The organism is Macrococcus equipercicus, from assembly GCF_024205945.1.
Lineage (GTDB): Bacteria > Bacillota > Bacilli > Staphylococcales > Staphylococcaceae > Macrococcus > Macrococcus equipercicus.
The window spans coordinates 1,328,689-1,353,575 of sequence record NZ_CP073809.1 but is presented as its reverse complement, the minus strand read 5'-3'; the positions used below and the strand labels follow the sequence as shown (position 1 = coordinate 1,353,575).

Here is a 24,887-nt window from a genome sequence, read left to right as displayed (position 1 = left end):
TATGTCTTCTTTTTTATAGTCTGATATAATAGGGATAACAGGAGGCTACTATGAACGAACAGTATTTAATTGAACTGATTCAGCAGAAAAAATATGAGCAGGCACTGGCCATGCTCTTTAAGGCGATAGAAGAAAATCCGGATGAACCGAACCATTACATCAATGCCGGGACCATCCTCGCAGATGCCGGCAAAGTGGAAGAAGCGGAACGCTTTTTCCGGAAGGCACTGACACTTGATGCAGAGCACAGCGGTGCTTACTACGGCCTCGCGAACATTTACTTTAACTATGAACGCTATACCGATGCGGTCCCACTTTATCAGAAAGCGCTGGCGGTCAATAACGGAGACGCTGATATCCATTATATGCTCGGTATGAGCTTCATTAATTCAGGCGATTTTCAGTCGGCGCTGCCTTACATGATGCGCAGCTATGAATTGAAGCCTGCTGATGATGAAGTAGCTTTTCAGTATGGGCTGCTGCTCTGTCAGCTGTCCATGTACGAAGAAGCAGTGAGCGTGCTTGACGCGCTGCTCGCTGGACAGCCGGAGCATACCGATGCTTTATATAACATCGCGCTTGCCCGCTATATGACTGATGACGATGCAGCGCGTGCACTCGAGACATTTCACAGAGTGACTGCGATTCAGCCCGATCATCTGCTGGCGGGGCATGCCATCACGATGTTTGAGCAGTTGAAGGAGGAATAACCGCGTGGAGAATATGTCTTTATTTGATCAGCCGTTCGTCAAAGGGACGATCACCCGGATTCTGTTTCAGAACGCCGACAACTTTTATACTGTCTTGAAAGCGGAAGTGATTGATTCAAATGAAGACTTTGAAGAAGAAGTCACAGTGACGGGTTATTTCCCGCAGATCGCTGAAGGTGATACATATACATTCACCGGGCGGACAGTGACGCATCCTAAATACGGAAAACAGCTGACTGCGGACAAGTTTGAAAAAGAGATGCCGCAGACAAAAGACGGTGTCATCCATTATTTATCAAGTGATCTGTTCAAAGGAATCGGCAAGAAAATCGCGCGCCAGATTGTCGACATTCTCGGCGAGGATGCACTGAACATCATCATGGATGACCGGTCATCACTGGACCGGGTGCCGAAGCTGTCACCTGAGAAGAAAGATATGATCTATCAGACTATCAGTGAAAATCAGGCGATTGAAAAGACTATGATCAAGCTGAATGACTGGGGCTTCGGTCCGCAGCTCGCCATGAAGATCTATCAGTTTTACAAGGAAGACACTATCCGGGTCATCAAAGAATCGCCTTACAGGCTGGTCATGGATATTCAGGGGATCGGTTTCAACAAAGCAGATGAACTGGCCCATCGTCTCGGTATTGCAGGCAGTCATCCCGAACGACTGAAGGCTGCACTCGTCTATTCGATGGAGCAGGCATGTCTGCAGAACGGACACACTTATATCCCTGAAGATATGCTGCTTGAGACATCTTACCACCTGCTGACGAAGACAGGGGAAACAGTGGACACCGGGCTGCTCGTCCATAAACTGCTGGAACTGACGGAAGAGAAAGTGCTTGTTAAAGAGCAGGACCGCATTTATCTGCCGAGTCTGTTCTATTCTGAGATGAAGACCGTGCAGACGCTCCACCGGCTGATGAACCATCAGGATAACATCAAGCAGTTTGAACAGTCGGAAGTGCTGCTGATGATCGGGGAGCTTGAAGATCTCTTTGAAGTGAGCTATGCCAGGAAGCAGCGCGAGGCCCTGCAGATAGCCATGAACAGCAAGATGATGATTCTATCAGGCGGACCCGGCACAGGTAAGACCACAGTGATCCGCGGAATCGTCAACTTGTATGCGGAGCTCCACGGCCTCAGCCTGGACTATAAGGACTATGAGCAGTCTGATTTTCCGATTGCAGTTGCGGCGCCTACCGGCCGGGCTTCCAAGCGGCTGTCTGAATCAACCGGGCTAGAAGCGACGACCATTCACCGGCTGATCGGCTGGACGCGTGAAAGCAAGCCGGACGACATTCTTGAAAATGAGATCACTGCTAAGCTCGTCATTATCGATGAGATGTCGATGGTGGATACATGGCTGATGTTCCAGTTGATGCGTGCCGTGCCGAATGACTGTCAGCTGATCTTTGTCGGTGACCAGGACCAGCTGCCGTCAGTCGGACCGGGCCAGGTATTCAGAGATATGATCGAATCAAAGATCATGCCGCAGGTCGAGCTGGAAGAAGTGTACCGGCAGCAGGAAGGGTCCTCTATCATTGAGCTTGCCCATCAGATTAAGCGTAATCAGCCGTTCGATATCGCTGCGCGCTATAATGACCGGTCATTTATACCTTGTTCGACCGAGCAGATCCCGGCGGTCATCAATCAAGTGGTCACCCGCGCTGTGGATAAAGGCTATGATAAGCGGGATATCCAGGTGCTGGCACCGATATACAAAGGGAAAGCCGGCATCAAGTTTCTGAATCAGGAGCTGCAGGACATACTGAATCCGAAGGCTGATGATAAGCGGGAACTGCCGTTCGGCGATGTCGTCTACCGCAAAAATGACAAAGTGCTGCAGCTGGTCAACCGGCCCGAGGACAACGTGTTCAACGGTGATATCGGTGAAGTGGTCGGTATTTTCATGGCGGCGGAGAACGCGCTGAATAAAGACGTCGTCATCGTCGATTATGACGGGAACGAAGTCACTTATACGAAGCAGGACTTGACTGAACTGACGCACGCCTACTGCTGTTCCATACATAAGTCCCAAGGGTCTGAGTTTCCGATCGTCATCATGCCAGTCGTGCGTGCCTATTACCGCATGCTGCAGAAAAACATACTATACACCGGGCTGACCCGTGCGAAGCAGTCCCTCATTATCTGCGGGGAGCGGCAGGCATTCGATGAAGGAATCGCGAGAACCGGACTTGAACGAATGACTTCCTTCAGCACGGTGCTGCAGGAATATTTCAAGCCGGATGAAGCGCTGGACACGGTGCCGGCTGCGATTCCGGTCGGAGAACTGACAGAGGACAATATGCATTTAATTGCACCGATGATCAATATGGACGGGATTTCACCGTATGATTATCAAACAGTTGACGAATAGCATGAATGTCCATATAATTTAATTATTCAGTGAATGATGAGTAAACTGCTTTGTTGTCTAAAGAGACGTACCGGCCGGTGAAAGGTGCGCAGCAATCAGTTGAAGGCTGCATTCATGGTGTAAATTAATAATTCTTTGAGTGATGACGTCAGTCATAACTAGGGTGGTACCGCGAACACGTTCGTCCCTTTCTGGGGCGGACGTTTATTTTATTTTAAGGGAGAGATTATTTAATGAAACGTTTAACTGCTGCTGAAATCAGACAGATGTATCTGGATTTCTTTGTTGAAAAAGGCCATATGATTGAGCCGTCTGCACCGCTTGTACCGATTGATGATGATACGCTGCTATGGATCAATTCAGGTGTTGCGACACTGAAGAAATATTTTGACGGGCGGGTCATTCCGAACAACCCGAGAATCGTCAATGCCCAGAAATCCATCCGGACTAATGACATTGAGAACGTGGGCTTTACGGCGCGTCACCATACGTTCTTTGAGATGCTCGGGAACTTCTCCATCGGTGATTATTTCAAGAAGGAAGCTGTACAGTTCGCATGGGAATTTTTGACGAGTGAACGCTGGCTGGCGATAGATCCTGCTAAGCTCTATGTGACGATCCACCCTGAAGATACAGAGGCTTATGAGCTGTGGGTGAATGAGATCGGTCTGACTGATGACCGTATTACACGTATCGAAGGCAACTTCTGGGATATCGGTGAAGGTCCGTCTGGTCCGAACACTGAGATTTTCTATGACCGTGGTGAGGATTACGGTCAGGACGATCCGATAGAGGAGATGTATCCGGGCGGTGAGAATGAGCGCTACCTTGAAGTATGGAACTTAGTGTTCTCTGAGTTCAACCATAATCCTGACCATACCTATTCACCGCTGCCGAAGCAGAACATCGATACAGGGATGGGTCTTGAACGGATGGCGAGCGTTTCTCAGAACGTGCGCACAAACTTCGATACAGATTTATTCCAGCCGATCATCAAGCAGACAGAGCAGATTTCCGGCAGAACATACGGCGTGTCAAAGGCAACAGATGTCGCGTTCAAAGTGATCGCTGACCATATCCGCACAGTGGCTTTTGCAATCGGTGACGGTGCACTGCCGTCAAATGAAGGGCGGGGTTACGTGCTGCGCCGCCTGCTGCGCCGCGCGGTCAGATTTGCACAGCAGCTGGATATCAACCAGCCTTTCATGTATGAGCTTGTTGATATTGTCGCAGACATTATGAAGCCGTACTATCCAGATGTGGACGCGCAGAAAGATTTCATCAAGCGGGTCATCAAGTCAGAAGAAGACAGATTCCACGAGACACTGGAAGAAGGGCTTGTTCACTTCAACCGTCTGAAAGACGCAGCGCTCAGCGGTTCACGACAACTGGACGGGGCAGATGTCTTCAAGCTTTACGATACATTCGGGTTCCCGGTTGAACTGACCGAGGAACTGGCGGAAGAGAACGGACTGAAGATTGACCGTGCAGGCTTTGACGCGGCGATGGAGCAACAGCGTACGCGTGCCAGAGAATCACGTCAGAAGACACAGAGTATGCAGGTGCAGAATGAGACGCTTGCGAACATCACGACGCCGAGCCGCTTTGTCGGTTATGACACGCTGACACATACGACTGAGATTGAACATATTATTGCAGCCGGCAGTGACGTCAAGGAAGTGGAAGGTGAAGAGACGATTCAGTTTATTCTGCGTGAGACACCGTTCTACGCGGTGAGCGGCGGTCAAATAGCCGACAGAGGAACAGTCAGCCATGATGACTTTGAGATCGAAGTGACGGAAGTGACGAAAGCACCGAACGGTCAGAATCTGCATACCGGGACCGTCAAGTTCGGCCGTGTCCATGTCGGCTCGACGGTGAAAGCTGCGGTCAACAGAGACTTCAGAAATGATGTCATTAAAAACCATAGCGCGACGCACTTAATGCATGCAGCGCTAAAACAGGTGCTGGGCACACATGTCAATCAGGCAGGGTCTCTCGTTACGCCTGAACGTCTGCGCTTTGACTTCTCACACTTCGGTCCTGTGACACGCGATGAACTGGATAAAGTTGAGGCGATCGTCAATGAGAAAATATGGGCGAATATTAAAGTTGTGATAGAAGAGATGCCGATTGATGAGGCGAAAGCCAAAGGTGCGATGGCACTGTTCGGGGAGAAATACGGCGATGTCGTCCGTGTCGTCGAGATGAGCGAGTTCTCGATTGAACTGTGCGGGGGCGTCCATGTGAGAAATACCGCTGAAATCGGTCTGTTTAAAATCGTCTCTGAATCAGGCACCGGTGCGGGAGTGCGCCGTATTGAAGCGGTGACAGGTAAAGGAGCTTATGCATTCCTGACGCAGTATGAGACAGCGGTCAATGAACTGATGACGACGCTTAAAGCACGGGACCTTGAACAGTTCGAGACGAAAGTGTCAGAACTTGTGCAGTCAGAGAAACAGCTCGTGAAGCAGGTCGGTGAACTGCAGAAAGAATTATCCGCACTGAAAGTCGGCGACATTAAAGAGCGCGTAGAACACATCAATGGCATTGACGCATTAATTATGGAAGTAGAAGCAGAAGATGCCAAAGCACTGCGTGAACTGATGGATGACTATAAATCAAAGCTGCCTGATACAGTTATTTTCCTCGCTGCAGCTAATGACAAGCTGAGCTACATGGCAACTGCTGCCAAGTCACTCACTGACCGCGTGAAAGCGGGCGACTTGATCAAAGGAGTGGCGGCAGTGACAGATGGTAAAGGTGGCGGCCGTCCGGATTCCGCTCAAGGCGGCGCTAATGACCCTGCTAAAATAACAGCTGCATTACAATTTGTTAAAGAGCATATTTCTTCACTATAAATTACATGCAGTTTATAGTATGATACAAAGTGAAGCAATGTCAGTAAAAGGGGTGTAAACAGTGGAAAATTTCGATAAAACAATGAAGTTTGACTTTGATGAACTGCCGAAAGAAGAAGTTCGTACAGTCCTGCTCAATGTGTACAACACGCTCGAAGAGAGAGGCTACAGTCCGATCAGTCAAATTGTAGGCTATCTGCTGTCCGGGGATCCTGCCTATATTCCAAGACACAATGAGGCGCGTAATCAAATCAGAAGACTGGACCGCGATGATATAATGGAACAGCTCGTATCAAGCTATATCCTGGCTGAAAAGGAAGCTGATGAATAAGGCGATAGGTCTTGACGTCGGCACGAAGACAATCGGTGTAGCGCTGAGTGACGCCATGGGATGGACTGCTCAAGGACTCGAAACACTCCGTATCAATGAGCAGGAAGGTTACCTCGGACTCGACCGGCTGCAGGAGATCATTGACGAGCATCATGTCAATGTCGCTGTCATCGGTCTACCGAAAAACATGAACAACACTGTAGGTCCGCGAGGGGAAGCGTCCATTCATTTCAGCGAAGTGCTGAAAGCAGCTTGTCCGCATCTTGAGATTGTAATGTGGGATGAACGGCTTTCAACCGTCGCTGCAGAGCGTTCTCTGCTTGAAGCAGATGTATCCCGCAAGAAACGCAAGGCAGTAATCGATAAGATGGCAGCAGTTTTTATTTTACAAGGGTATTTAAATTCTAAATCATAAGGAGAATGACTATGACAGAACATAACCATAACCACGAAAACGAAGAAGTGAACGGTACTTTAGATATCAACAACGAAGAGGAATTACTGACATTATATGATGAAGACAATAACGAAGTACTTTATCGTAAAGTTCTCGAGTTCTATAATCCTGAGTTCGATAAGAATTATGTCATCCTTGCTGAAGAAGGCGCATCTGATGAAGATGAAATCGAATTGATTCCAATGATCAATGTTCCTAACGAGACAGGCGACGGCGGAAAATTCCTTCCGGTCGAAACAGACGAAGAGTGGGATATGATTGAAGAAATCGTCAACACTGAAATTGACGAGGAAAATTTCTAGGGGTTTAAGGTGACTTTATGAGCAACCGTAATAAAGAGATAAGAGACGCAAAATCAGCGTCGAGAACCTTGTCAGCAGTGATCATCGGTCTGCTGCTGCTCGGTCTTATCATCGCAGGAAGCGCAGCGTTTTTTTACTTTTCTGCCAGCCAGAAGCCGCTGGATCCGAACAACAAGAAAACGACGAAGGTTGAAGTGCTGCCGGGCGAGACAGCGACGATGATCGGTGAGAAGCTGGAAAAGAAAAACATCATTAAAAGCAGTGATATGTTCAAGTATTACTTGAAGTTCAACAATATTTCAAACTTCCAGGCGGGCAGCTATGAACTGTCTCCATCGATGACATTCAAGCAGATATCGAAAAGTCTCCAGGAAGGTAAAGTCTATCAGCCGATAGTCTTCAAGATGAACATCCCGGAAGGCATCACAATTGATGAGATTGCTGCGATTGTCGCGAAGAATACATCGATTAAGGCCGGGGATTTCATGAAGGAAGTCAACAGCAGGGATTTCGTCAAGAAAATGCAGAAAAAGCATCCGAAGCTGATTTCAAATGACGTCTTTGCGCCTAATATTAAGCGGCCGCTGGAAGGCTACTTGTATCCGGCGACGTATGAATTCACAAAAAAGAATCCATCGACTGAAGAAATTGTCGATAAAATGCTGACGGCAACACAGGACAATGCGTTCCCACTGTGGAATAAGTACGGTGGTATCGTCATCAATGAAGGCGGCACTGAAAAACATTTGACGTTCCATGAGTTTCTGACATTCAGTTCACTAGTTGAGCGTGAGGCGACGGGACTGACTGACCGCGCGAAAATCGCATCAGTATTTATTAACCGGATGGAACAAAACCCGCCGATGCCGCTGCAGACTGATCCGACCGTGCTCTATGCACTCGGCCGTCATAAAGAAGTGACTTATGAAGCAGACTTAAAAGTAAATTCTCCGTATAACACGTATATCAATACAGGACTTCCGCCGGGACCAATCGCGACAAGCGGTACAGCGTCGATGGAAAGTGTACTGAATCCTGCGCATACGGATTACTTGTACTTCCTTGCTGATTCATCGGGCAAGAACTACTTCTCAAAAACGCTGGAAGAGCATAACAAGTTAAAAGCTGAGCACATCGATAACCAGTGACCAGTGGAGTGCTCTGAAGGACTCGAACAAAAAGCAGCCGGTGCCAATTCCGCTGCTTTTTGTCATGGATGGAGTGCGCAGGAGTAAGAAGTTAAAAATAACACTTAATTTTTACGCTGAAATATGATACAATATTTTGAATGAATTTGAATTCTACCAGCCGGCCGGTTGGTAGTTTTTCCGTTAAAGGAATGGTAGTGTTGGACAACAGAACATATATTACTCAGTTAAATAAAATGAATGAAATAGATGACTTACGTGTCTATGCAGCAGCGCATCAAGTGCCGATAATGGATAAAGTCGCTCTTGAGATGGTGAAGCAGCTGATCCGTATACACGGTGCCCGCTCCATTCTTGAAATCGGTACAGCGATCGGCTACAGTGCGCTGCAGTTTGCTTCTGTGGCTGCTGAAGTGACAGTTACAACGATTGAAAGAAACGAAGATATGTATGAGCAGGCTGTGAAAAATGTCGCGGCTTTTAACTGCACAGACCGCATCCGCCTCGTCTATAAAGACGCCGCAGAGGCATTATGTGACGTTGATGACAGACAGTATGATATATTGTTTATCGATGCGGCTAAAGCCCAGTCAAAGAAATTTTTTGAGCTGTACAGCCCGCTGGTCAGAAAAGGCGGACTGATTATTACAGACAATATTCTGTACCACGATTTTGTCGGCAACATTGAAATCGTCAGAAGCCGGAACGTTAAGCAGATGGTGAGGAAAATCGAACAGTACAACGACTGGTTGACAGAGCAGACAGGCTATACGACGAATTTTATAGATCTCGGAGATGGTATGAGCATCTCGGTAAAGGAGTTTTAATATGACAGAGTTATTAGTAACACCTAAGTCACTGACGCACCTTGAGGCATTGATTGAAGCCGGAGCAGATGCCTTTGTCATCGGTGAGGAAAAATTCGGCTTGAGATTAGCCGGTGAATTCAAGGAAGCAGAGCTGCTTGCTGCAGTTAATATGATTCACGCAGCCGGCAAGAAAGCGTATGTCGCAGTGAACGGCCTGTTCCATAATGAGCATCTTGATGATGTCGAAGCATACATCAACTGGCTGCATGAAATAAAAGTAGACCGCATTATCTTCGGTGACCCGGCAGTAGTCATGTACGTCAAGGAGCAGGAACATCCAATTCCTCTGCACTGGAATCAGGAGACTGTGGTCACCAATCATTTCCAATGTAACTACTGGGGCGCGCGCGGCGCAGTTCGAGCAGTGCTTGCCCGTGAGCTGAGCATGGAAGAAGTCGTCGAGATTAAAGAACACGCTGACGTTGAGATTGAAGTGCAGGTCCACGGGATGACCTGTATGTTCCAGTCAAAACGTCAGCTGCTGGGTAACTACTTCCTGTATCAGGAAAAGGCGATGAAGATAGAGAACCGTCATGACGCCCGCAACATGCTGCTGTACGATGAAGAACGTAATAATAAGTATCCGATCTATGAGGATTATAACGGTACTCATATTATGAGCCCGAATGATATTTGTGTGATTGAAGAGCTGGAAGAATTATTTGAAGCAGGCATTGACAGCTTTAAAATTGACGGCGTCCTTCATTCAGAAGATTATATTACTGAAGTCACTCGACAATATAGAAAAGCCATCGACTTATACGAAGAAGATCCAGACCTTTATGATGAAGAGAAATTTGAGCTGCTGGAAGTCATCGAAGATATCCAGCCTGAATATCGTCCGCTGGATCAAGGCTTTCTGTACAAACAAACTGTTTATTAAGGATGATAATATGAAAGCAGAAATGGAATTAACTCGACCAAAAACATTATTGAAGAAGCCTGAACTGCTCGCGCCGGCGGGTAACCTTGAGAAACTGAAAATCGCCGTGCATTACGGGGCAGATGCTGTCTTCCTCGGTGGACAGGAATATGGTCTACGTTCAAACGCGGACAACTTCACGCTGGAAGAAATTAAAGAAGGTGCCGCCTTCGCAGCGAAATACGGGGCGAAAGTTTATGTGACGACCAACATCTTTGCCCATGACGAAAATATTCCGGGTCTGGAAGATTACCTGCGCGGCCTGGAAGCAGCAAATGCGACAGGGATTATTGTGGCTGACCCGTTAATCATTGAGACTTGTAAACGTGTGGCACCGAAGCTTGAGATTCATTTGAGCACGCAGCAGTCACTGTCGAACTGGAAAGCTGTAGAATACTGGAAGAACGAAGGACTTGAACGTGTCGTTCTTGCCCGCGAGACGAGTGCCGATGAAATTGAACTGATGAAAGAAAAAGTCGACATTGAAATCGAGGCATTTGTCCACGGTGCAATGTGTATTGCCTATTCCGGACGCTGTACGTTAAGCAATCATATGACTGCCCGCGACTCAAACCGCGGCGGCTGCTGTCAGAGCTGCCGCTGGGACTATGACTTGCTGACGGTTGATAACGATGACATTGATGTCGTCTATGAAGGTGATAATGTGACACCTTTCGCGATGAGTCCGAAAGACTTGAAGCTGATTGAAGCTATTCCGCGTATGATTGACATCGGCGTTGATTCATTGAAGATTGAAGGGCGTATGAAGTCCATCCATTATATTGCGACAGTCGTGTCAGTATACCGTAAAGTCATCGATGCCTACTGTGCAGATCCAGAGAACTTCAAGATTGACCCTGCATGGCTGATTGAACTGGATAAGTGTGCAAACCGCGATACAGCGCCTGCGTTCTTTGAAGGGGTGCCAGGATTTGAGGAGCAGATGTTCGGTCATCAGCAGTCCAAAAAAACACCTTTTGATTTCTGTGGTTTAGTGTTAGACTATGATGAAACTACACAGATAGCGACTGTTCAGCAGCGCAATAATTTCAAGCCGGGTATGGAAATTGAATTCTTCGGACCAGAGATCCGCAATTTCAAGCAAGTGATTGACAAGATTTATGATGAAGAAGGAAACGAGCTTGATGCAGCAAGACACCCGCTGCAAATTGTGCAGTTCAAAACAGCGCATCCTGTCTTTAAAAATAATATGATGCGGAAGGAAATTGGCTGATGAAAACAACGATCATCGGAATCGCAGGTGGTTCAGGGTCTGGTAAGACTTCTGTCACCTCTCAGATCATGAAGAATCTGGAAGGATTCAGTGTTGCTCTGATCGAGCAGGACTATTATTATAAGGATCAGTCCGACTTAAGTTTTGAAGAGCGGCTGAAAACTAACTATGACCACCCCTTTGCTTTTGACAATGATTTGCTGTATCAGAATTTAATCGATTTAAGGGACGGCAAAACGGTCCATGTACCGACGTATGACTATACAATCCATACTAGAAGCGAGAAAACGATTACATTTGAACCAAAAGATGTTATTATAGTAGAGGGAATTTTCGCACTCGAGAATGAAAAATTACGTGATTTGATGGATGTTAAAATATACGTCGATACGGACGCTGACCTGAGGATTCTGCGACGCCTTGTCAGAGATATTGAAGAGCGTGACCGGACGATGGAATCGGTGGTCGATCAATATTTGACCGTCGTCAGACCGATGCATAATCAGTTCATTGAACCGACGAAGAGATATGCAGATATCATCATTCCAGAGGGCGGCAGCAATACCGTCGCCATTGATATTATGACGACAAAAATACAATCATTAGTTAGAAATTAACAGACCGAGAAAAGAGGAAGAACGATGGAAATCCAAAAAGAATATCCGATGACTCAGGAAGGCTATAACAAACTGGAGGAAGAATTAGAGTACTTAAAGACAGTCAAACGTCCTGAAGTCGTTGAAAAAATTAAAGTGGCGCGCAGCTTCGGAGATTTATCTGAGAACTCCGAGTACGATGCAGCTAAGGACGAACAAGGTTTCGTCGAACAGGAAATCACTAAAATTGAAATGATGCTGCGTCATGCTAACATCATTTCAGACAATGGCTCAAAATCAGAAGTGCAGCTTGGCCGTACAGTGAAATTCGTGGAAGTTCCGGACGGGGACGAAGAAACTTATATGATCGTCGGCTCAGCTGAAGCAGATCCATTTGAAGGGAAAATCTCAAATGAATCACCGATCGCTAAATCACTGCTTGGTAAACAAGTGAATGATGAGATCAATGTGCCGCTGCCGAATGGTAATGAAATGCGCGTAAAAATCGTAGAAATCAGCTGATCATATTAATCCGTGACACCTTGGACGCTCGGGAATGACTGAATCATAGTCAAGTTTCCGGAGGCCAAGGTGTTTCAATATGTGCTGGACAGTGGATGATCACTGATCAACAGCACTTTTTATCATGAGGAGGTAGTTATGCTAGGTATAATCGGAGCGATGCAGGAAGAAGTAGCAATTCTGAAAAATGATATGCAGAACATGGAGACCATTCAGCTTGCCCATGTTGAAGTGTACACAGGAAATCTTTACGGCCAGGAAGCTGTACTGATGCAGAGTGGTATCGGCAAAGTCAACGCAGCTATTTGTACAACGCTGCTGATTGATAAGTATCAGCCGGATGCCATCATCAATACAGGGTCAGCGGGTGGTCTCGGCAGCGGTCTTGCAGTCGGTGATATCGTTATCAGCCGCGACGTACTGCATCATGACGTGGATGCAACAGAGTTTGGTTACGCGCGCGGCCAGGTGCCCGGGATGCCGCTTACTTATGAGGCAGACGAACGCTTAATGGCACTCACTGAGCAGGCGATTGTCAGCAACGAACTGACTGCACATATCGGGCTAATTGTCTCCGGTGACAGTTTCATCGGGACATCAGCAAAAAAACAGCAGATTATCAATGATTTTCCGGAAGTGCTGGCAGTGGAGATGGAAGCTGCAGCGGTCGCTCAAGTATGTCATCAGTATAAGATGCCGTTTATTATTACGCGTGCTGTGTCTGACCTTGCTAACGGCGAGGCGGGCATGACGTTCGATGAGTTCCTTGAAGTCGCTTGCGTCTCTTCCAGTAAAATTGTAAAATCATTAATAGAGATTATTGCTGTTAAAGGAGGCACATTATGATCTATATTATGTCAATCGCTGTGGTTGCCACTGCTGTTATCGGCTTCATTATCTATTCTGAGACTGAAGTAGAACGTGGCGAACGAGAAGTTATCGAATAGTCGTCAACCCCGATTCTCATGGAATTGGGGTTTCTATATGAATGACCTGCCTCATTAAGGGTAAGAGACAATAAGCTGAAATAGAGGTGAAACTATGGGAATCTTTAAAAAATATCTGCTGCCCAGTAAGTATGCTAAAAATATTTTCGAAATTACGCCGGAAGAGCTGACAGGCCGCGGTGTGAAAGCGATCATCACAGACCTTGATAATACATTAGTGGGCTGGGACGTTGAACTCGCTACCGAGGAAGTCGTCAGCTGGTTCAACAGTATGAGTGAAGAAGGCATTAAAGTGACGATTGTCTCCAATAATAATGAGGCTCGTGTCGCAGCGTTTGCGACGCCGCTTAAAGTCGATTATATTTTTAATGCGAGAAAACCGATGGGTGCGGCATTTAAGAAAGCATGCCGTGCGATGAATGTCAAGCCGGAAGAGACCGTGGTGATCGGCGATCAGATGATGACAGACGTTCTGGCGGCCAATTCAAATGGCTTTTATTCCATTATGGTCGTACCGGTCAAGGCCAACGATGAATGGAAGACACGAGTGAACCGCATGATGGAACGGCGCTTTCTTGCGTATTTCAAGCGTAAAGGCTATATCAACTGGGAAGAGTGATATACCCTTTTTGTTAAACGTTTATATATCAAGGGTTTATAGAGCATAAATAAGAAAATAGTTAGAAAAAACGACAAGAAAACGACACTATATTATATTTTTGAATAAAAACGACAGAAAAACGGGTGTGAGATTAAGTTCTCATCACCCGTTTTTTTCGAGGTTATTTAATTTGAATAGCAGGTCCTTGTTCATCTGATCCGTCACGTGAGTGTAAATCTGTATAGTCGTATTCTGATTGGAATGGCCCACACGTTCCATGATGGCCTTGATTGGGATGCCTAATTGAGCCAGGGTAGAGATATGAGTATGACGCAAGGTGTGCGACGTGACTTTCTTATCCTTGAAGCTGGTAATCTCAACGACATTCTTAAGCAGCAGGTTGATCTTGTCTAGATGCATCGGGCTGCCGTGGTTATTGGTGAAGATGAAGCCGTTATCGAAATAGTTATCATCCCACTGTTTGGATGCCTTGTTCTCTAGCATCACTCTGCGTAATATCTCACAGCTTCTATCAGTCAGGTCAATCACACGGTAGCTTGATTCATTCTTCGTAGTGTCCTTGACGCCGAAAGTTCTGCCGTTCTTGTCCGGTTCGCGTACAAGTGAGCCGTCCACTTCAAGTTTCTTGTTATCAAGATCAACATTATTCGCTTTGATAGCGACTAACTCACCTATACGTAAGCCGTTCAATATCTGAAACTCTACAATGTTCTTGATGCGCTTGTAGCTCCGCTTCATGAGCTGGTTGCGTGTAACTTCAATCATTTCATCAAACTTCACTAGAAGCTCCTTGACTTCGATCTCTTCAAGATAGTTGTTCTTCTTAGCCTTTACCTGGTCGAGTGTCCGGGCCTTCTTAGGTACAGTAATATCCTCAAAGAATGAGACGTCCTTCAAACCATAGAACGCTTTGACATACTTGAATACGGACTTGATAACGTTCTTACATTTCTCAAGGTGACCATAAGTCACCTCAATATTCCACTCATTAAATTGTTTCTGTATCGTCTTTGCATCCATCTTCACAACGAGCATATCATGATTGAAGTTATTCTCGATGCCATTCAGCGTACTTCTCACCGTCTTAATAGTCGTGCGTTTGCTGCCGGACGTCTTGACGTAATGTTCAAACCACTCTTCACATGCCTGGTAGAACGTCAGCTGATCTAGTTTAGTGTTGCTGATGTTATTCAGCTTGTCATCTATCTTCGCATTCAGCCGCTTCTGAGCCTCTTTCTGAGACTGTTTACCGTTCTTGTTCATGACAACGCTCACTTGCTTACGTTTGTTCGTCAGCGGGTCTGTATAGCGCTCAACGAAGCGGTATTGAGTCACCCCGTGCTTATTAATGAACTCTTCACAGAACATAGGCTAGTCCTCCTTTAGATATCAGTTCTCACAGCAGCTAAAATATTATCAATTTCATATTTGCTAATAATACTATTACCTATACCATCATTCAAAGTCCCTAGTATATGATTTTTGATTGACCCTCTTAAAGAATTTAAATACTCTAATGCTTCTTTATCAGTATTTTCGTTTACAGAAAAAATAAATTCTAGAAAGCCAATTTCATCATAGGGGATGTGATCCGCTTCTACAATAATCTCTTTATCTTCGGAATTTGTTGCAAGTATAGTTAAATCAAAAAACACAGTATGAGTATTTATTCCGTTATCCATTTTTAAAGCCACTACTTTTTTTAGTGTACCAATACGTTCCTCAAGGTCATTAATTAGTGAATAATCTACTTCTAAATCACTTACAGTAAAAAGCTGATTAGGATTTACATTGAGATAGTTACAAAGTTTTTCCATAGTCTCAAATTGAATGCCTTTACTTCTGTTGTTATAAAGCGCTGTGATTGTTGGTCGAGTAACCTTTGTATCCCTGACAATATCAGAAACTTTAACATTCCTCTGATTCATTACCTCTTTCAATGTACATACTATCATTATTTATCACCTCATAAACGATTATAAAGTAGTCTTTCTATTTTTTAAATAGTTTTTATATTTATTTATTGATTAACACGAAAATATATGATATAAATTTATTAGCTTAATAAATAGAAAGTAGTCTTTCTATTAGAAAAGCGTATTTTAAAGGAGGTTTGAAGATGAAACTTAATGAAAATCGTTTTAATTTATTATTAGTTGAAAAAGGGATCAGCAAGAAAGAACTCGCCGAGAAAGCGGGGCTGAGTTATCCAACTGTTTTATCAGCTACTAATAATAGAGCCAATATTACCCCGAAGACAGCTAAGAAGTTATTAGATTACTTCGGCGTAGAATTTAACGAACTCTTTTATTTTAAGGAGGTGAAATAACATGAGCAAAGTCATTCAGTTAGACAACCCACAACCGCATGAAAGCATCCTGAAAGAAGAACAAATGCCGGTATTACCCGCAAAGTATATCCGCGCATCACTCGTGCATAATTACATTCATTGCAGTAAAGCAACAGCAAACAGGCTGATAGAAGCGGCGGAGAACACACCGGAGTTTGAGAACATTTCTATCTCGGTATCGAGTGGATTGAAGCTGATAGTCATTGAACGATTAGATGCTTACCTGGTTCATATCAACAGTAAGTGGAAGTAAACAAATAAAAAAGGATTCCCCAAAAATGGAGCATCCTATTTAGGAGGATATTCAGATGAAGAAGTATTCATTCAAGAAAACCATTGTCGGCCACTTCAACCTGAGAGAAGAAGGTAGCGACCAGATCGTCGCAACTATCCCTTTTGAAGCACTGGCAAAGTTATTGCCAGGTGTAAGCGAGCGCCGCTTCTGCGGAACAGTGGAGTGTACAAAAAAGCGTTTAGACGAGGTTCTGAATGGTTAGGCGCGAGGGTGTAAGTGTCGAGTACGACAGACAAGGCGACGTGGTAATCACTTTCACTCATCAAGATGCTGATGAGGCATATCGGGCCAATAAGGAAGAGTGGCACGATGCTTTCATTGAGCTGATTCAGGCAATGAATATGCCGGTCAGATCACTGAAATTCAAAACTCTTAAAGATTACCAGGAGGGGAAAACATGCGAGGTGTAAAGATCACCATAGACGACAAGGCCGTTATATTTGAGCTTACAACGTCAGAAGCGTTTGAAGAGTATGACAGCAACAGGGAGGGTTTCAAACGATACTTCAAGGACATCATCAAGCTCAACAACCTAGCTTTAATCATCATAAAAAAGCCCCTAGCAGCGCGACCAAACACCGATAGGGATCAAACCATAGATTCATAATTCTAAAGCTATTATAACACGGAAGTAGCAGCCGTTAAACTGCTACCTTAACTTAAATGACCAAGATCACCGTAAACATAATCGGTATTCACAATCGAGATAGGAGGGAACGGAGGCATGACATGACGAAAGAAAACAATGAAACTCGACCGTTTGAAGAGCGATATGGATATATTTTTCAAAGTGTTACACGCAATAGAAACCTTGATATTGAAGCTAAAGCATTGTTTAGTTACCTGGCTTCATTTGCCGGAAAAGGAGATACGGCATTCCCAGGTGTCGATTTAATCTGTCATGAGCTTAATATCAGCGAAAAGAGATTCAAAAAGTACAGAAAACAGCTGCAAGATCATGGATATTTGATTGTTAATCGTCATAGGAAAGATAAGGGGTTCAGTAACAATGTATATACCCTAATTTCTAACCCCGTATCGGGTCAATTCGTACCGTTACAAAACGACACGATAACAGAGAGGCCGCTATCTAAACAGGATGATGAAACCGTATCGGGTCAATTCGTACCGGAACAATTCGTACCGGAACAAAATGACCCCCCTAAAAAGAACAGTCTTAAAAATAACAATCTTAATAAAAAGAATAGCGCAATAAATAGCGCACTTGATGAAGAGTTCAATGAATGGTGGGACTTATACAACAAGAAGCTGGATAAGAAACCAGCATTAACTAAATTCAAGGCAGCACGTAAGAAGCACTCATTTGAACAGATCATGCAAGGCACAAAAGCATATTTGAAAACAGTCACCAATAAGCAATATCAGAAATACGCAAAGACATTCTTACAGAATGAGTGCTATCTCGAAGATTATTCACAAGTAACCGACTACAACAATCAATCTAGCAATACTGAAACCTTTAACATTACTGATCTACTGAGTGAGGAGGATGAACGATGACAGACAAGGAAGCGGCAAGCATCGTACAGCGTGTACAGAGCCTATATCCTAACTTCAAGCTGAATAGGGAGATAGGCCAGGCATGGCTAGACGCATTACGCACAGCCGACTATGAACGTACTAACAATAGATTATCGGAGTATTACCGCCAAGTGCGGTATGCTCCTCACATTTCAGATATTGCCATGTATGAGCAAATCAATGAAGCTCAACGCCAATACGAGGCCATACAGCGGGACATTGAGGCAAACAGGAGTAAACCTAAGGACCCAGAGAAACAAGCGCGCATACAGGCTCGCTACGCCCGTTTAAAGGAGTATCTGAATGATGATGAATGAAAACCTAGAATATATGGTAATCGGCTCAATCGTTAAATACCCGGAGCTTCTCAGTGACCTAGTGTTGAAACCTGAAATGTTCTATGATCCATATTCTACCCGCTTCTTCTCATTCATCGAGAAGAACAATGGAATGAATTTAGCAGCACTCTATCAGGCAGCTAAGAAGCATGAAGTTGACTTTATACCCTCAGCATTAATTGAACAGTGGCGTAACGATGATCTGTTATTCAAATCGCACTTTACTCAGTATCAAATCGAAGTAATGGAAGTATTCAAAGCGAAAACTTTATCAGATGCAAGTATTCAATACAGCAACAACCCCACTAAGGAGAACAGGCAGCACTTGAATGAGGTCATGCAATATGTGAACAGCCTGGAAGTTTCCAAACGTGACAGCAAGAAGGAAGTCATAGGGGAGATCATCAAAGAGTTGAGCGGCGAAGTGAAGCCTAGTCTTATCAAGACGGGTTACAGTCAGCTTGATAACCTCATAGGAGGCTGGGAACCGGGTCAGCTTGTTGTAGTGGGAGCGAGGCCGTCCACAGGGAAAACAGCCTTTGCCCTCAATCTTGCTTTGAAGCTGGCTGACAAAGGCAGTCATGTATCACTGTTTTCACTAGAGACGACCAACAAGAAGATCACACAGCGCATCCTAGCCACAATGAGCCGCGTACACCTCAATAAGTTCAAGACACCTGACGCATTTACAGATGACGAACAGGACAAGCTAGCTGAATCGCTGGAAAAATACAAAGACATGTCGCTAGTTGTACATGATAACGACCATGTGACACCCTCAATGATTAGTCGTGAAGCGTCCAGAATGAAACAGACATCAAAGAACAATGTCATCATCATTGACTATCTTACACTTATGATGTCGGACGGCAAGCACAGAGACAGACGGTTAGAAGTCGAGGAGATCAGCCGGAAGTTGAAAATCATCGCTAAAGAGCAGAAATGCGTCATCATCGCACTTTCTCAGTTGAATAGGGGAGTAGAAAGCCGGACAGAGAAGCGGCCCGTTATGAGCGATTTACGGGAGGCTGGAGGCATCGAGCAGGATGCTGACATGGTTTTTCTCTTATACCGTGATGACTATTACAACAGGACCAAAGAGCCTGACGCTTTCGGTAAGTCAGATATTGAGTGCATTATCGCAAAAAGTAAAGACAGTGCGACAGGAACAGCCCTATTTAGCTTCTATAAGACCACAGGGGGCTTCTTTTGATGAAAGAGGTATTCACGGTAGAAAAATACTTAACGACGCTCAGAGAGCTTTATAAGAGCGAAGAGAACGAAGTGTTAAAAAAGCAGTGGTTAAATTTAGGGCTGGCACTCAAGCAGATGATTGATAGTAACGAGGTTTTACTGTTCGACAAGGCGGATGATGACTTTCAGAAAGCATTATTTGAGCGGCTTGATTCAAGTTGAGCCGCTTCAAATACAATAAATGGAAAGGAGGGACAAGATGGACCATGAAAAAGAAGGGCTGATAATGACACAGGAACACGCCAATGTACTTAATATCATTAAATCAGCCGAACATAAGTATATATCATCAACAGATATACTCGCAAAGCTAAACAAGGACAAAGACTATCACAGGAAGTTACAGCAGATCATCAGCGAACTAGTAAATGATTTTGAAATACCTATCGGTTCAAGCAGCATAGAAGGCCGTAAAGGTTACTTCTACTGTAAGAACGACTCTGACTTCCATATAGCAAAACGTGCGCTTATATCGCGCGTAGAAGCACTTACAGGACGCCTGGATGTATTAGAGTATTGCCATCAACAAATAGACAGGGAGGCATAATATGAGTGACTGGGTAAGAACGCATGACGGACGGAGCCTATATCGCACAGCAGAGGGTGACTTAATCGACCTGACTAATGCACCACCCGAATATGTAGCGGACATGGTGAAGGCAAGACGAGAAGAACGAGAAAGTAAAGAACAGATTGCGATACAACCAATCGACAAAGACAGCAGAAAACATAACAGATAAGGAGACAGGACAATGACAAATGAAATTATTGAATTGATGAACAAGACAGACTTTAACAATGGAGCGGTTAAATCAGCCTATGAGGGTCTAGTGAATACTAATCCAGCTGAGAACATCGGTGACTTTGGTAAAGCGACAGATGCACGTATCGCGGAGTATAAAGCGGAGTATGGCAAGACATACACGGACGAAGCACTTAAAGAAGGTATCAGAGCGATTATTCAGGAAGAACGGGCAAAGGCAGAGGAAGTAATTCAGCAGGCGGCACAAAGTCAGGTTGAGAAGCGTAATCTCATCGTTGAGACAGCGAACAGAGCGCTGAATGAATCAGACAATCTATCTTCAGACGAAATCACTAAGCGTGTCTATCACAATAGTCAGATGACTAATGAGCTGAATATGAAATTAGACAGTGTCAGAACAGCTACTGAATTACGAGTACTATTCAATGAGTACCTGGAAGCGGCAAAATACGACAAATACAAGGCGCATGCGATCAATAACAACCTTTATCTATTCAAGAATGCAATTAAACAACTCGCAGATTTTGAGCAAGATTATGCATCAGTAAGTTTCTCGACATTCAAAAACGACATTGATGACATTGTGACACCGCCTAAACTCAAAGTGTATCGCAAGCTGAAAGAAGATATGGACCGTTATGCTACCGATGGCGGAGGCGCAGCTAGATTAACAATGCGATTAGCGCTTGATAAATATAAAAATGAGTACGGAATTTAGGAGGATAAAACATGACTGATAATAAGCTGAACCAAGAAATCAAGAAAGAAAAAGAGCGTTTCTTTAGAATTTTGCAGAATCAAGGTGTAAAAGCGGCAAGAAGTGAATTGATTGAAAATATCAACAGGGAGAATTTCGATAACTTTTATCGAGGTGAGCCGCAAAACGCCCGCTCAACTAATCCGCTTTACAAGGTCATTGAAGAACTCATTGAAGATTATCAGCAAGCATTGAGCGACAAGGAAGAAATGTTCAAACAGTTTGTATTGCATCATAAAGAGTTCAAGCAGTGGCTGGCAGACAAAGAGAAGTAATTTAGGGGTGGGGCTTTGGCCCTGCCTTTTATTAAATGGATAGGGGGTACAAGGTATGGTTAAAAGTGTGTTCGAAATAATTCAAGAGACGCCGCTTCAAATAAGTGATGAGCATTTACTCAATTTGTTTATAAACGAGAATATTATTTTGAATGAATATGAAGATAACAAGGAAGAGCCGGCCTATAAAAGGCAGCTTGATCGTCTGAATATCCTTAATCATGAATTAAGTCAGCGCAATCTACTGGAAAAAGCTAAGATGAGTGTTGATAAAGACACTGTTAATCAGAAAGTCAAAAAAGATTTTCTGGCGATAAAAAAAGAATTGGAGATCTTGCAAGAAAACGATACGACTTCTAGTCGGATTGAACAACTAAAAATCGTGTTAGTAGAACTAATTGTAAATGGTCGTTATGTCAGCGAAGAGTTAAAACAAGAGATCCTTGATTATTTGTTGAGCAAAAAAGCTACACCGCAAGATACTAATGATGAAGCGGCTTATGAGCCTAACTTTCTTATGGAGTTGATGTAATCATGGAAAAGTACATAAGTTTCAAGCATCTACTCACAAAGTACAATCCCCGCTTCACTACGCTTAAAATCATGAAGATGCAAAGGGAAATTGAATCCCTTTATGATATGTCTGTCTGTACCATCAAAATTGATGAAGTCAAAGGATGGTATATGGGTGGCTATTCAGTCGAAGATCTCACTTTCAGAATCATCGAAAAGAAAGAAAGTCTCGCTCGGTTTATGGAACGCGCAGAGCGCGATTATGAGGACTTCCAAGAGGCTTCAATTAGAGTGAAAGGCAATAATTTTGTCGTTGTAAACAAGTATCAACGTACAGGTAAGATGATCCGCAGTGATATATATCATTTAAATACATTCATCGAAGCACTTCAACAAGTCAGAGAAGAAAGGCGGGATAAAGGCTATCAGTGCATAGAGGACTATAATGAACTCACGCCAGAGCAAGTGCAGCTGTTAAGTGCTGAAATTGATAGTCTTACTGAGTACGAGATAGACTTTGAGGCGATTAAGAAAGATAACTTTGTCAAATGGTGGCATGTAGGATATTACGATAAAGAAACGCGTAGAGAACAAGAGGAGTTCAAAGCAAAGTTGAAAGCAGGGGATCCTGAAGCAATCGCGTTACAAGAACACAAAGAGAAGTGTCGAGAAAGAGAGATTAAAGAAGCAGAAGCCTTTAATCGAGCAATAGCAAAAGAGCGAGTTGATAGAAGTAGTACCTGGATAGAAGACTTTGCAGTAGTTCACTAAAATAGCAATAAAACTGACCCGTTAAGAATGTCGGCAGATGTTGGCACGCAATTACTAGAAAATGCTAGAACACAATCATATATAACCTAGCAATTCCTAGCATGTATTAGTGATAGCATTCTAAACTGGCCTTATTGGCTCCCTAAAAAAGAAAAGGCATTCTGAAAACGGAAAAGTTCGTTCTCATAGCAAACCTCAAATTTGAGGTTTCTAATCATTCTAATCAAAACGCAATATTACGTTTTGATAATCAGCCAACGCAAAATTGCGTTGGTTAAATCAATACAATAAAAAGGAGATATAACAGATAGCGACAAAGAGCTTCACTACTGAATACGAATTTAAAGATGAAGATATACCTAAGCTATTGGCAGCTATGGAAAATGACCCGAAAGAAGTAAGGAAGATAATGAAATCAAAAGTGTTTAGAAGTCCAAGAGTATTTCATAAATTGCTTGACAAGGTAAGAAATCGGCACTTTCGGCAGCCATAAAAAGAGGTGATATAGGGAATTGTTGGGTTTTGATGCTAAGAAAAGTTATCAAATGCTAAGAAATGCTAAGGTTTTAGACATTTTAGACATCCTAAAAGCCGAGACTTCCGACACTCTAAAGGACAAAACGGACACCCTAAATAGAGAATTCGGAGGCTATAAAAAAGGAGTGATGACATGGATACTCTCAGAGACGCACAGGGACGATTCAAGCACGGCAACACATTTAGCAAGGGAAACAGAGGGAATACTAATTCCGCTTCTAAAATCGGCAACGGAAACCGGCTCAGGTATGGAACAGCACCAGAACTTAAAGCGTACAAGGCGCAGCGTCCTAACAAGTACTTGGTGGAGACATATAAAGGTTTTCATATAATTGATGATGACGTTTGTGTGATGGATCAAACCGGACAGCTTTATGTAAGAAAAGACGTATTACTCATGATAATGCGCAACAAGAAAAGGATAACCTGGAAGCGGAAGCGTGATATATTGCAAGAACTGAATGATGCTGAAGTAATTACAAGAAGAACATTATGACAACTAAAAAAGGTTGCAATTTCATATCAAACGAACACGGTTAAAGGGGTGCAAAGGTTGCATCTCTTTTTTTAGTTGGAGTGTTGCAAAATGTGGCATCACTCTAAGGCTGGAAGGTGATTATTGAGAGATTTACCTAACATAACTCAGAACGGAGTACAGGCGTTTTACAAAACGGAACAACTCCCTAAAAGGTTGCACATACAGAACGAAGCAAGGTTGAGAAAATCTGAAAAAACCTGAAATGAAATGTTGAAGAATGTTGAATTTTATTAACATGAAAACCTGACAAAACTTGACATTTCATTCTATATAGGAGGGATTGTTCTGGACCTCAACGGAAGATTGTTCCGACCAGCTAGCGATATTATCGCTTTCGGGTCCTGGAATGTTGACATTTGTTGACATGAATTGTTGGATAATGTCGGAATACAAAAATATATAGTGTAGTCCTATATTGGGACCTCATTAAACCTCACCGATGTATTATAGTGGTCAGCCACTCTGACAGTTATAGTGCGTAAGGATTGTTTACGCCCAAAGGATGTGCAGATTGATCACACCCTGGACTAAGGACTATTGAGAGCAGAGAGGACTACTAGACCTGATGTAAGGATTGTTTACATCAGGTAGCTGACCGATTTAATGCATCGGTTAGCTGCTGACGTACCGAACCGGTACCCTAGCATTATCCCTAATTCAAAAAATAGCCGTTTTTTGGTTTAAAGGCATGACCTAGTGAAACGCGAGGTCACCTTAAAATTGGGGACACCTAACCTATGCCCTGATTCAGGGTAGTGGTTTATTATTCTTCGGCTGAGACCACATTCCCAAAACGGCAATGTGGTAGGTCCTAGCATATCGCAAGGGTAGCCTAAGGATGGGGCGGCCTTGAACTGCGTCATTTATGACGAGGTTGGTTTGCCTTCCGAATCCGAAAAGCAAAATGAATACGCTCATTATTGAGCGTATTCAATATCCCCAAATCTGAGGACATTAATGTGTCCATATATGGACACATTGTTTTGCTCGACTCAAATATGAGTTCAGTGAGCACATGTCCTTTTTTACGTTGTACCTATTAGTCAA

Annotated in this window: 32 protein-coding genes; 30 read left to right on the top strand and 2 right to left on the bottom strand. The window is 43.9% G+C overall.

Annotated elements, in window-relative coordinates:
* The first annotated feature begins 50 nt into the window (after positions 1–50).
* From KFV11_RS07060 to KFV11_RS06995, 14 genes are all read left to right on the top strand, one after another.
* Positions 51–710: a tetratricopeptide repeat protein gene (locus tag KFV11_RS07060; protein ID WP_149458496.1), complete on the top strand. Its 660-nt coding sequence runs from the start codon at positions 51–53 to the stop codon at positions 708–710.
* Positions 711–714: 4 nt separating this feature from the next.
* Positions 715–3,096, top strand: coding sequence for an SF1B family DNA helicase RecD2 (gene recD2 / locus KFV11_RS07055; protein WP_254249572.1), 2,382 nt, complete (start codon positions 715–717; stop codon positions 3,094–3,096).
* A gap of 233 nt (positions 3,097–3,329) precedes the next feature.
* Positions 3,330–5,957, top strand: coding sequence for an alanine--tRNA ligase (gene alaS, locus KFV11_RS07050; RefSeq protein WP_254249571.1), 2,628 nt, complete (start codon positions 3,330–3,332; stop codon positions 5,955–5,957).
* 61 nt (positions 5,958–6,018) lie between these two features.
* Positions 6,019–6,288 carry an IreB family regulatory phosphoprotein gene (locus KFV11_RS07045; RefSeq protein ID WP_149458499.1) on the top strand — a complete coding sequence of 90 codons (270 nt, stop codon included), beginning with the start codon at positions 6,019–6,021 and terminating at the stop codon, positions 6,286–6,288.
* Positions 6,281–6,703: a Holliday junction resolvase RuvX gene (gene ruvX / locus KFV11_RS07040; protein WP_149458500.1), complete on the top strand. Its 423-nt coding sequence runs from the start codon at positions 6,281–6,283 to the stop codon at positions 6,701–6,703. The genes KFV11_RS07045 and ruvX overlap by 8 nt, the downstream gene beginning before the upstream one ends.
* Positions 6,704–6,714: 11 nt before the next feature.
* Complete coding sequence (locus KFV11_RS07035) at positions 6,715–7,047, top strand: DUF1292 domain-containing protein (protein WP_149458501.1); 333 nt, start codon at positions 6,715–6,717, stop codon at positions 7,045–7,047.
* A gap of 17 nt (positions 7,048–7,064) precedes the next feature.
* Positions 7,065–8,195: an endolytic transglycosylase MltG gene (gene mltG / locus KFV11_RS07030; RefSeq protein WP_149458502.1), complete on the top strand. Its 1,131-nt coding sequence runs from the start codon at positions 7,065–7,067 to the stop codon at positions 8,193–8,195.
* Positions 8,196–8,392: 197 nt separating this feature from the next.
* Complete coding sequence (locus KFV11_RS07025) at positions 8,393–9,022, top strand: O-methyltransferase (RefSeq protein ID WP_149458842.1); 630 nt, start codon at positions 8,393–8,395, stop codon at positions 9,020–9,022.
* 1 nt (position 9,023) lies between these two features.
* The gene (locus KFV11_RS07020; RefSeq protein ID WP_254249570.1) at positions 9,024–9,947 is read left to right on the top strand and encodes a peptidase U32 family protein; all 924 of its coding nucleotides are present in this window, start codon (positions 9,024–9,026) and stop codon (positions 9,945–9,947) included.
* Positions 9,948–9,957: 10 nt separating this feature from the next.
* Positions 9,958–11,220 (top strand): peptidase U32 family protein, encoded by a 1,263-nt coding sequence (locus KFV11_RS07015; protein ID WP_149458504.1) that lies wholly within the window; start codon positions 9,958–9,960, stop codon positions 11,218–11,220.
* Positions 11,217–11,837: a uridine kinase gene (gene udk / locus KFV11_RS07010; protein WP_254250606.1), complete on the top strand. Its 621-nt coding sequence runs from the start codon at positions 11,217–11,219 to the stop codon at positions 11,835–11,837. Before KFV11_RS07015 ends, udk begins: the two co-directional genes overlap by 4 nt.
* A gap of 24 nt (positions 11,838–11,861) precedes the next feature.
* Complete coding sequence (greA, locus tag KFV11_RS07005) at positions 11,862–12,338, top strand: transcription elongation factor GreA (protein ID WP_149458506.1); 477 nt, start codon at positions 11,862–11,864, stop codon at positions 12,336–12,338.
* Between the two features lie 138 nt (positions 12,339–12,476).
* A complete protein-coding gene (gene mtnN, locus KFV11_RS07000; RefSeq protein WP_149458507.1) occupies positions 12,477–13,184 on the top strand; it encodes a 5'-methylthioadenosine/S-adenosylhomocysteine nucleosidase in 708 nt (235 codons plus the stop codon).
* A gap of 195 nt (positions 13,185–13,379) precedes the next feature.
* Positions 13,380–13,904 carry a YqeG family HAD IIIA-type phosphatase gene (locus KFV11_RS06995; protein WP_254249569.1) on the top strand — a complete coding sequence of 175 codons (525 nt, stop codon included), beginning with the start codon at positions 13,380–13,382 and terminating at the stop codon, positions 13,902–13,904.
* Between the two features lie 144 nt (positions 13,905–14,048).
* Here KFV11_RS06995 and KFV11_RS06990 read toward each other — a convergent pair whose 3' ends face one another.
* Together KFV11_RS06990 and KFV11_RS06985 are read right to left on the bottom strand one after the other, a co-directional pair.
* Positions 14,049–15,275 carry a tyrosine-type recombinase/integrase gene (locus KFV11_RS06990; RefSeq protein WP_254249568.1) on the bottom strand — a complete coding sequence of 409 codons (1,227 nt, stop codon included), beginning with the start codon at positions 15,273–15,275 and terminating at the stop codon, positions 14,049–14,051.
* Between the two features lie 14 nt (positions 15,276–15,289).
* Complete coding sequence (locus KFV11_RS06985; protein WP_254249567.1) at positions 15,290–15,862, bottom strand: helix-turn-helix domain-containing protein; 573 nt, start codon at positions 15,860–15,862, stop codon at positions 15,290–15,292.
* Positions 15,863–16,026: 164 nt separating this feature from the next.
* Here KFV11_RS06985 and KFV11_RS06980 point away from each other — a divergent pair, with 164 nt between their 5' ends.
* The 16 genes from KFV11_RS06980 (at position 16,027) to KFV11_RS06905 (ending at position 23,798) form a co-directional block, all read left to right on the top strand.
* Positions 16,027–16,236 carry a helix-turn-helix transcriptional regulator gene (locus KFV11_RS06980; protein WP_254249566.1) on the top strand — a complete coding sequence of 70 codons (210 nt, stop codon included), beginning with the start codon at positions 16,027–16,029 and terminating at the stop codon, positions 16,234–16,236.
* A gap of 1 nt (position 16,237) precedes the next feature.
* Positions 16,238–16,510, top strand: coding sequence for a hypothetical protein (locus tag KFV11_RS06975; protein ID WP_254249565.1), 273 nt, complete (start codon positions 16,238–16,240; stop codon positions 16,508–16,510).
* Positions 16,511–16,565: 55 nt separating this feature from the next.
* On the top strand, positions 16,566–16,754 hold the full coding sequence (locus tag KFV11_RS06970) for a hypothetical protein (protein ID WP_254249564.1): 189 nt from the start codon (positions 16,566–16,568) through the stop codon (positions 16,752–16,754).
* Positions 16,747–16,962, top strand: coding sequence for a hypothetical protein (locus KFV11_RS06965; protein WP_254249563.1), 216 nt, complete (start codon positions 16,747–16,749; stop codon positions 16,960–16,962). Before KFV11_RS06970 ends, KFV11_RS06965 begins: the two co-directional genes overlap by 8 nt.
* Positions 16,950–17,159, top strand: coding sequence for a hypothetical protein (locus tag KFV11_RS06960; RefSeq protein WP_254249562.1), 210 nt, complete (start codon positions 16,950–16,952; stop codon positions 17,157–17,159). The genes KFV11_RS06965 and KFV11_RS06960 overlap by 13 nt, the downstream gene beginning before the upstream one ends.
* Before the next feature lie 122 nt (positions 17,160–17,281).
* Positions 17,282–18,073, top strand: a complete 792-nt coding sequence (locus KFV11_RS06955; RefSeq protein ID WP_254249561.1) for a helix-turn-helix domain-containing protein — start codon at positions 17,282–17,284, stop codon at positions 18,071–18,073.
* Positions 18,070–18,411: a replicative helicase loader/inhibitor gene (locus KFV11_RS06950; protein ID WP_254249560.1), complete on the top strand. Its 342-nt coding sequence runs from the start codon at positions 18,070–18,072 to the stop codon at positions 18,409–18,411. The genes KFV11_RS06955 and KFV11_RS06950 overlap by 4 nt, the downstream gene beginning before the upstream one ends.
* Positions 18,398–19,645, top strand: a complete 1,248-nt coding sequence (locus tag KFV11_RS06945) for a replicative DNA helicase (RefSeq protein ID WP_254249559.1) — start codon at positions 18,398–18,400, stop codon at positions 19,643–19,645. The genes KFV11_RS06950 and KFV11_RS06945 overlap by 14 nt, the downstream gene beginning before the upstream one ends.
* Positions 19,645–19,848, top strand: coding sequence for a hypothetical protein (locus KFV11_RS06940; protein WP_254249558.1), 204 nt, complete (start codon positions 19,645–19,647; stop codon positions 19,846–19,848). The genes KFV11_RS06945 and KFV11_RS06940 overlap by 1 nt, the downstream gene beginning before the upstream one ends.
* A 37-nt stretch (positions 19,849–19,885) precedes the next feature.
* Positions 19,886–20,233 carry a hypothetical protein gene (locus KFV11_RS06935; protein ID WP_254249557.1) on the top strand — a complete coding sequence of 116 codons (348 nt, stop codon included), beginning with the start codon at positions 19,886–19,888 and terminating at the stop codon, positions 20,231–20,233.
* 1 nt (position 20,234) lies between these two features.
* Positions 20,235–20,426 carry a hypothetical protein gene (locus tag KFV11_RS06930; RefSeq protein ID WP_254249556.1) on the top strand — a complete coding sequence of 64 codons (192 nt, stop codon included), beginning with the start codon at positions 20,235–20,237 and terminating at the stop codon, positions 20,424–20,426.
* 12 nt (positions 20,427–20,438) lie between these two features.
* Positions 20,439–21,167, top strand: a complete 729-nt coding sequence (locus tag KFV11_RS06925) for a hypothetical protein (protein ID WP_254249555.1) — start codon at positions 20,439–20,441, stop codon at positions 21,165–21,167.
* 11 nt (positions 21,168–21,178) lie between these two features.
* Positions 21,179–21,481 carry a hypothetical protein gene (locus KFV11_RS06920; protein ID WP_254249554.1) on the top strand — a complete coding sequence of 101 codons (303 nt, stop codon included), beginning with the start codon at positions 21,179–21,181 and terminating at the stop codon, positions 21,479–21,481.
* A 55-nt stretch (positions 21,482–21,536) separates the two neighbouring features.
* Positions 21,537–22,013, top strand: coding sequence for a hypothetical protein (locus KFV11_RS06915; RefSeq protein WP_254249553.1), 477 nt, complete (start codon positions 21,537–21,539; stop codon positions 22,011–22,013).
* A 2-nt stretch (positions 22,014–22,015) separates the two neighbouring features.
* Entirely contained in the window at positions 22,016–22,765 is a 750-nt protein-coding gene (locus KFV11_RS06910) for an encapsidation protein CP3 (protein ID WP_254249552.1), read from the top strand.
* A 670-nt stretch (positions 22,766–23,435) separates the two neighbouring features.
* A complete protein-coding gene (locus tag KFV11_RS06905) occupies positions 23,436–23,798 on the top strand; it encodes a hypothetical protein (protein WP_254249551.1) in 363 nt (120 codons plus the stop codon).
* Positions 23,799–24,887: the final 1,089 nt, after the last annotated feature.

What these genes read in the sequence shown, in the direction of transcription:
- KFV11_RS07015 (WP_149458504.1), top strand. Translation starts at nt 9,958, where the DNA reads ATGAAAGCAGAAATGGAATTAACTCGACCAAAAACATTATTGAAGAAG.
- KFV11_RS06980 (WP_254249566.1), top strand. Translation starts at nt 16,027, where the DNA reads ATGAAACTTAATGAAAATCGTTTTAATTTATTATTAGTTGAAAAAGGG.
- KFV11_RS06930 (WP_254249556.1), top strand. Translation starts at nt 20,235, where the DNA reads ATGAGTGACTGGGTAAGAACGCATGACGGACGGAGCCTATATCGCACA.
- KFV11_RS06915 (WP_254249553.1), top strand. Translation starts at nt 21,537, where the DNA reads ATGGTTAAAAGTGTGTTCGAAATAATTCAAGAGACGCCGCTTCAAATA.
- KFV11_RS06940 (WP_254249558.1), top strand. Translation starts at nt 19,645, where the DNA reads ATGAAAGAGGTATTCACGGTAGAAAAATACTTAACGACGCTCAGAGAG.
- KFV11_RS06925 (WP_254249555.1), top strand. Translation starts at nt 20,439, where the DNA reads ATGACAAATGAAATTATTGAATTGATGAACAAGACAGACTTTAACAAT.
- KFV11_RS06905 (WP_254249551.1), top strand. Translation starts at nt 23,436, where the DNA reads ATGGATACTCTCAGAGACGCACAGGGACGATTCAAGCACGGCAACACA.
- KFV11_RS07035 (WP_149458501.1), top strand. Translation starts at nt 6,715, where the DNA reads ATGACAGAACATAACCATAACCACGAAAACGAAGAAGTGAACGGTACT.
- KFV11_RS06950 (WP_254249560.1), top strand. Translation starts at nt 18,070, where the DNA reads ATGACAGACAAGGAAGCGGCAAGCATCGTACAGCGTGTACAGAGCCTA.
- greA (WP_149458506.1), top strand. Translation starts at nt 11,862, where the DNA reads ATGGAAATCCAAAAAGAATATCCGATGACTCAGGAAGGCTATAACAAA.
- KFV11_RS06970 (WP_254249564.1), top strand. Translation starts at nt 16,566, where the DNA reads ATGAAGAAGTATTCATTCAAGAAAACCATTGTCGGCCACTTCAACCTG.
- KFV11_RS06990 (WP_254249568.1), bottom strand. Translation starts at nt 15,275, where the DNA reads ATGTTCTGTGAAGAGTTCATTAATAAGCACGGGGTGACTCAATACCGC.
- mtnN (WP_149458507.1), top strand. Translation starts at nt 12,477, where the DNA reads ATGCTAGGTATAATCGGAGCGATGCAGGAAGAAGTAGCAATTCTGAAA.
- alaS (WP_254249571.1), top strand. Translation starts at nt 3,330, where the DNA reads ATGAAACGTTTAACTGCTGCTGAAATCAGACAGATGTATCTGGATTTC.
- KFV11_RS07020 (WP_254249570.1), top strand. Translation starts at nt 9,024, where the DNA reads ATGACAGAGTTATTAGTAACACCTAAGTCACTGACGCACCTTGAGGCA.
- mltG (WP_149458502.1), top strand. Translation starts at nt 7,065, where the DNA reads ATGAGCAACCGTAATAAAGAGATAAGAGACGCAAAATCAGCGTCGAGA.
- KFV11_RS06945 (WP_254249559.1), top strand. Translation starts at nt 18,398, where the DNA reads ATGATGATGAATGAAAACCTAGAATATATGGTAATCGGCTCAATCGTT.
- KFV11_RS06975 (WP_254249565.1), top strand. Translation starts at nt 16,238, where the DNA reads ATGAGCAAAGTCATTCAGTTAGACAACCCACAACCGCATGAAAGCATC.
- KFV11_RS06985 (WP_254249567.1), bottom strand. Translation starts at nt 15,862, where the DNA reads ATGATAGTATGTACATTGAAAGAGGTAATGAATCAGAGGAATGTTAAA.
- KFV11_RS06995 (WP_254249569.1), top strand. Translation starts at nt 13,380, where the DNA reads ATGGGAATCTTTAAAAAATATCTGCTGCCCAGTAAGTATGCTAAAAAT.
- KFV11_RS06910 (WP_254249552.1), top strand. Translation starts at nt 22,016, where the DNA reads ATGGAAAAGTACATAAGTTTCAAGCATCTACTCACAAAGTACAATCCC.
- KFV11_RS06935 (WP_254249557.1), top strand. Translation starts at nt 19,886, where the DNA reads ATGGACCATGAAAAAGAAGGGCTGATAATGACACAGGAACACGCCAAT.
- KFV11_RS06960 (WP_254249562.1), top strand. Translation starts at nt 16,950, where the DNA reads ATGCGAGGTGTAAAGATCACCATAGACGACAAGGCCGTTATATTTGAG.
- KFV11_RS06955 (WP_254249561.1), top strand. Translation starts at nt 17,282, where the DNA reads ATGACGAAAGAAAACAATGAAACTCGACCGTTTGAAGAGCGATATGGA.
- ruvX (WP_149458500.1), top strand. Translation starts at nt 6,281, where the DNA reads ATGAATAAGGCGATAGGTCTTGACGTCGGCACGAAGACAATCGGTGTA.
- KFV11_RS07060 (WP_149458496.1), top strand. Translation starts at nt 51, where the DNA reads ATGAACGAACAGTATTTAATTGAACTGATTCAGCAGAAAAAATATGAG.
- KFV11_RS06920 (WP_254249554.1), top strand. Translation starts at nt 21,179, where the DNA reads ATGACTGATAATAAGCTGAACCAAGAAATCAAGAAAGAAAAAGAGCGT.
- KFV11_RS06965 (WP_254249563.1), top strand. Translation starts at nt 16,747, where the DNA reads ATGGTTAGGCGCGAGGGTGTAAGTGTCGAGTACGACAGACAAGGCGAC.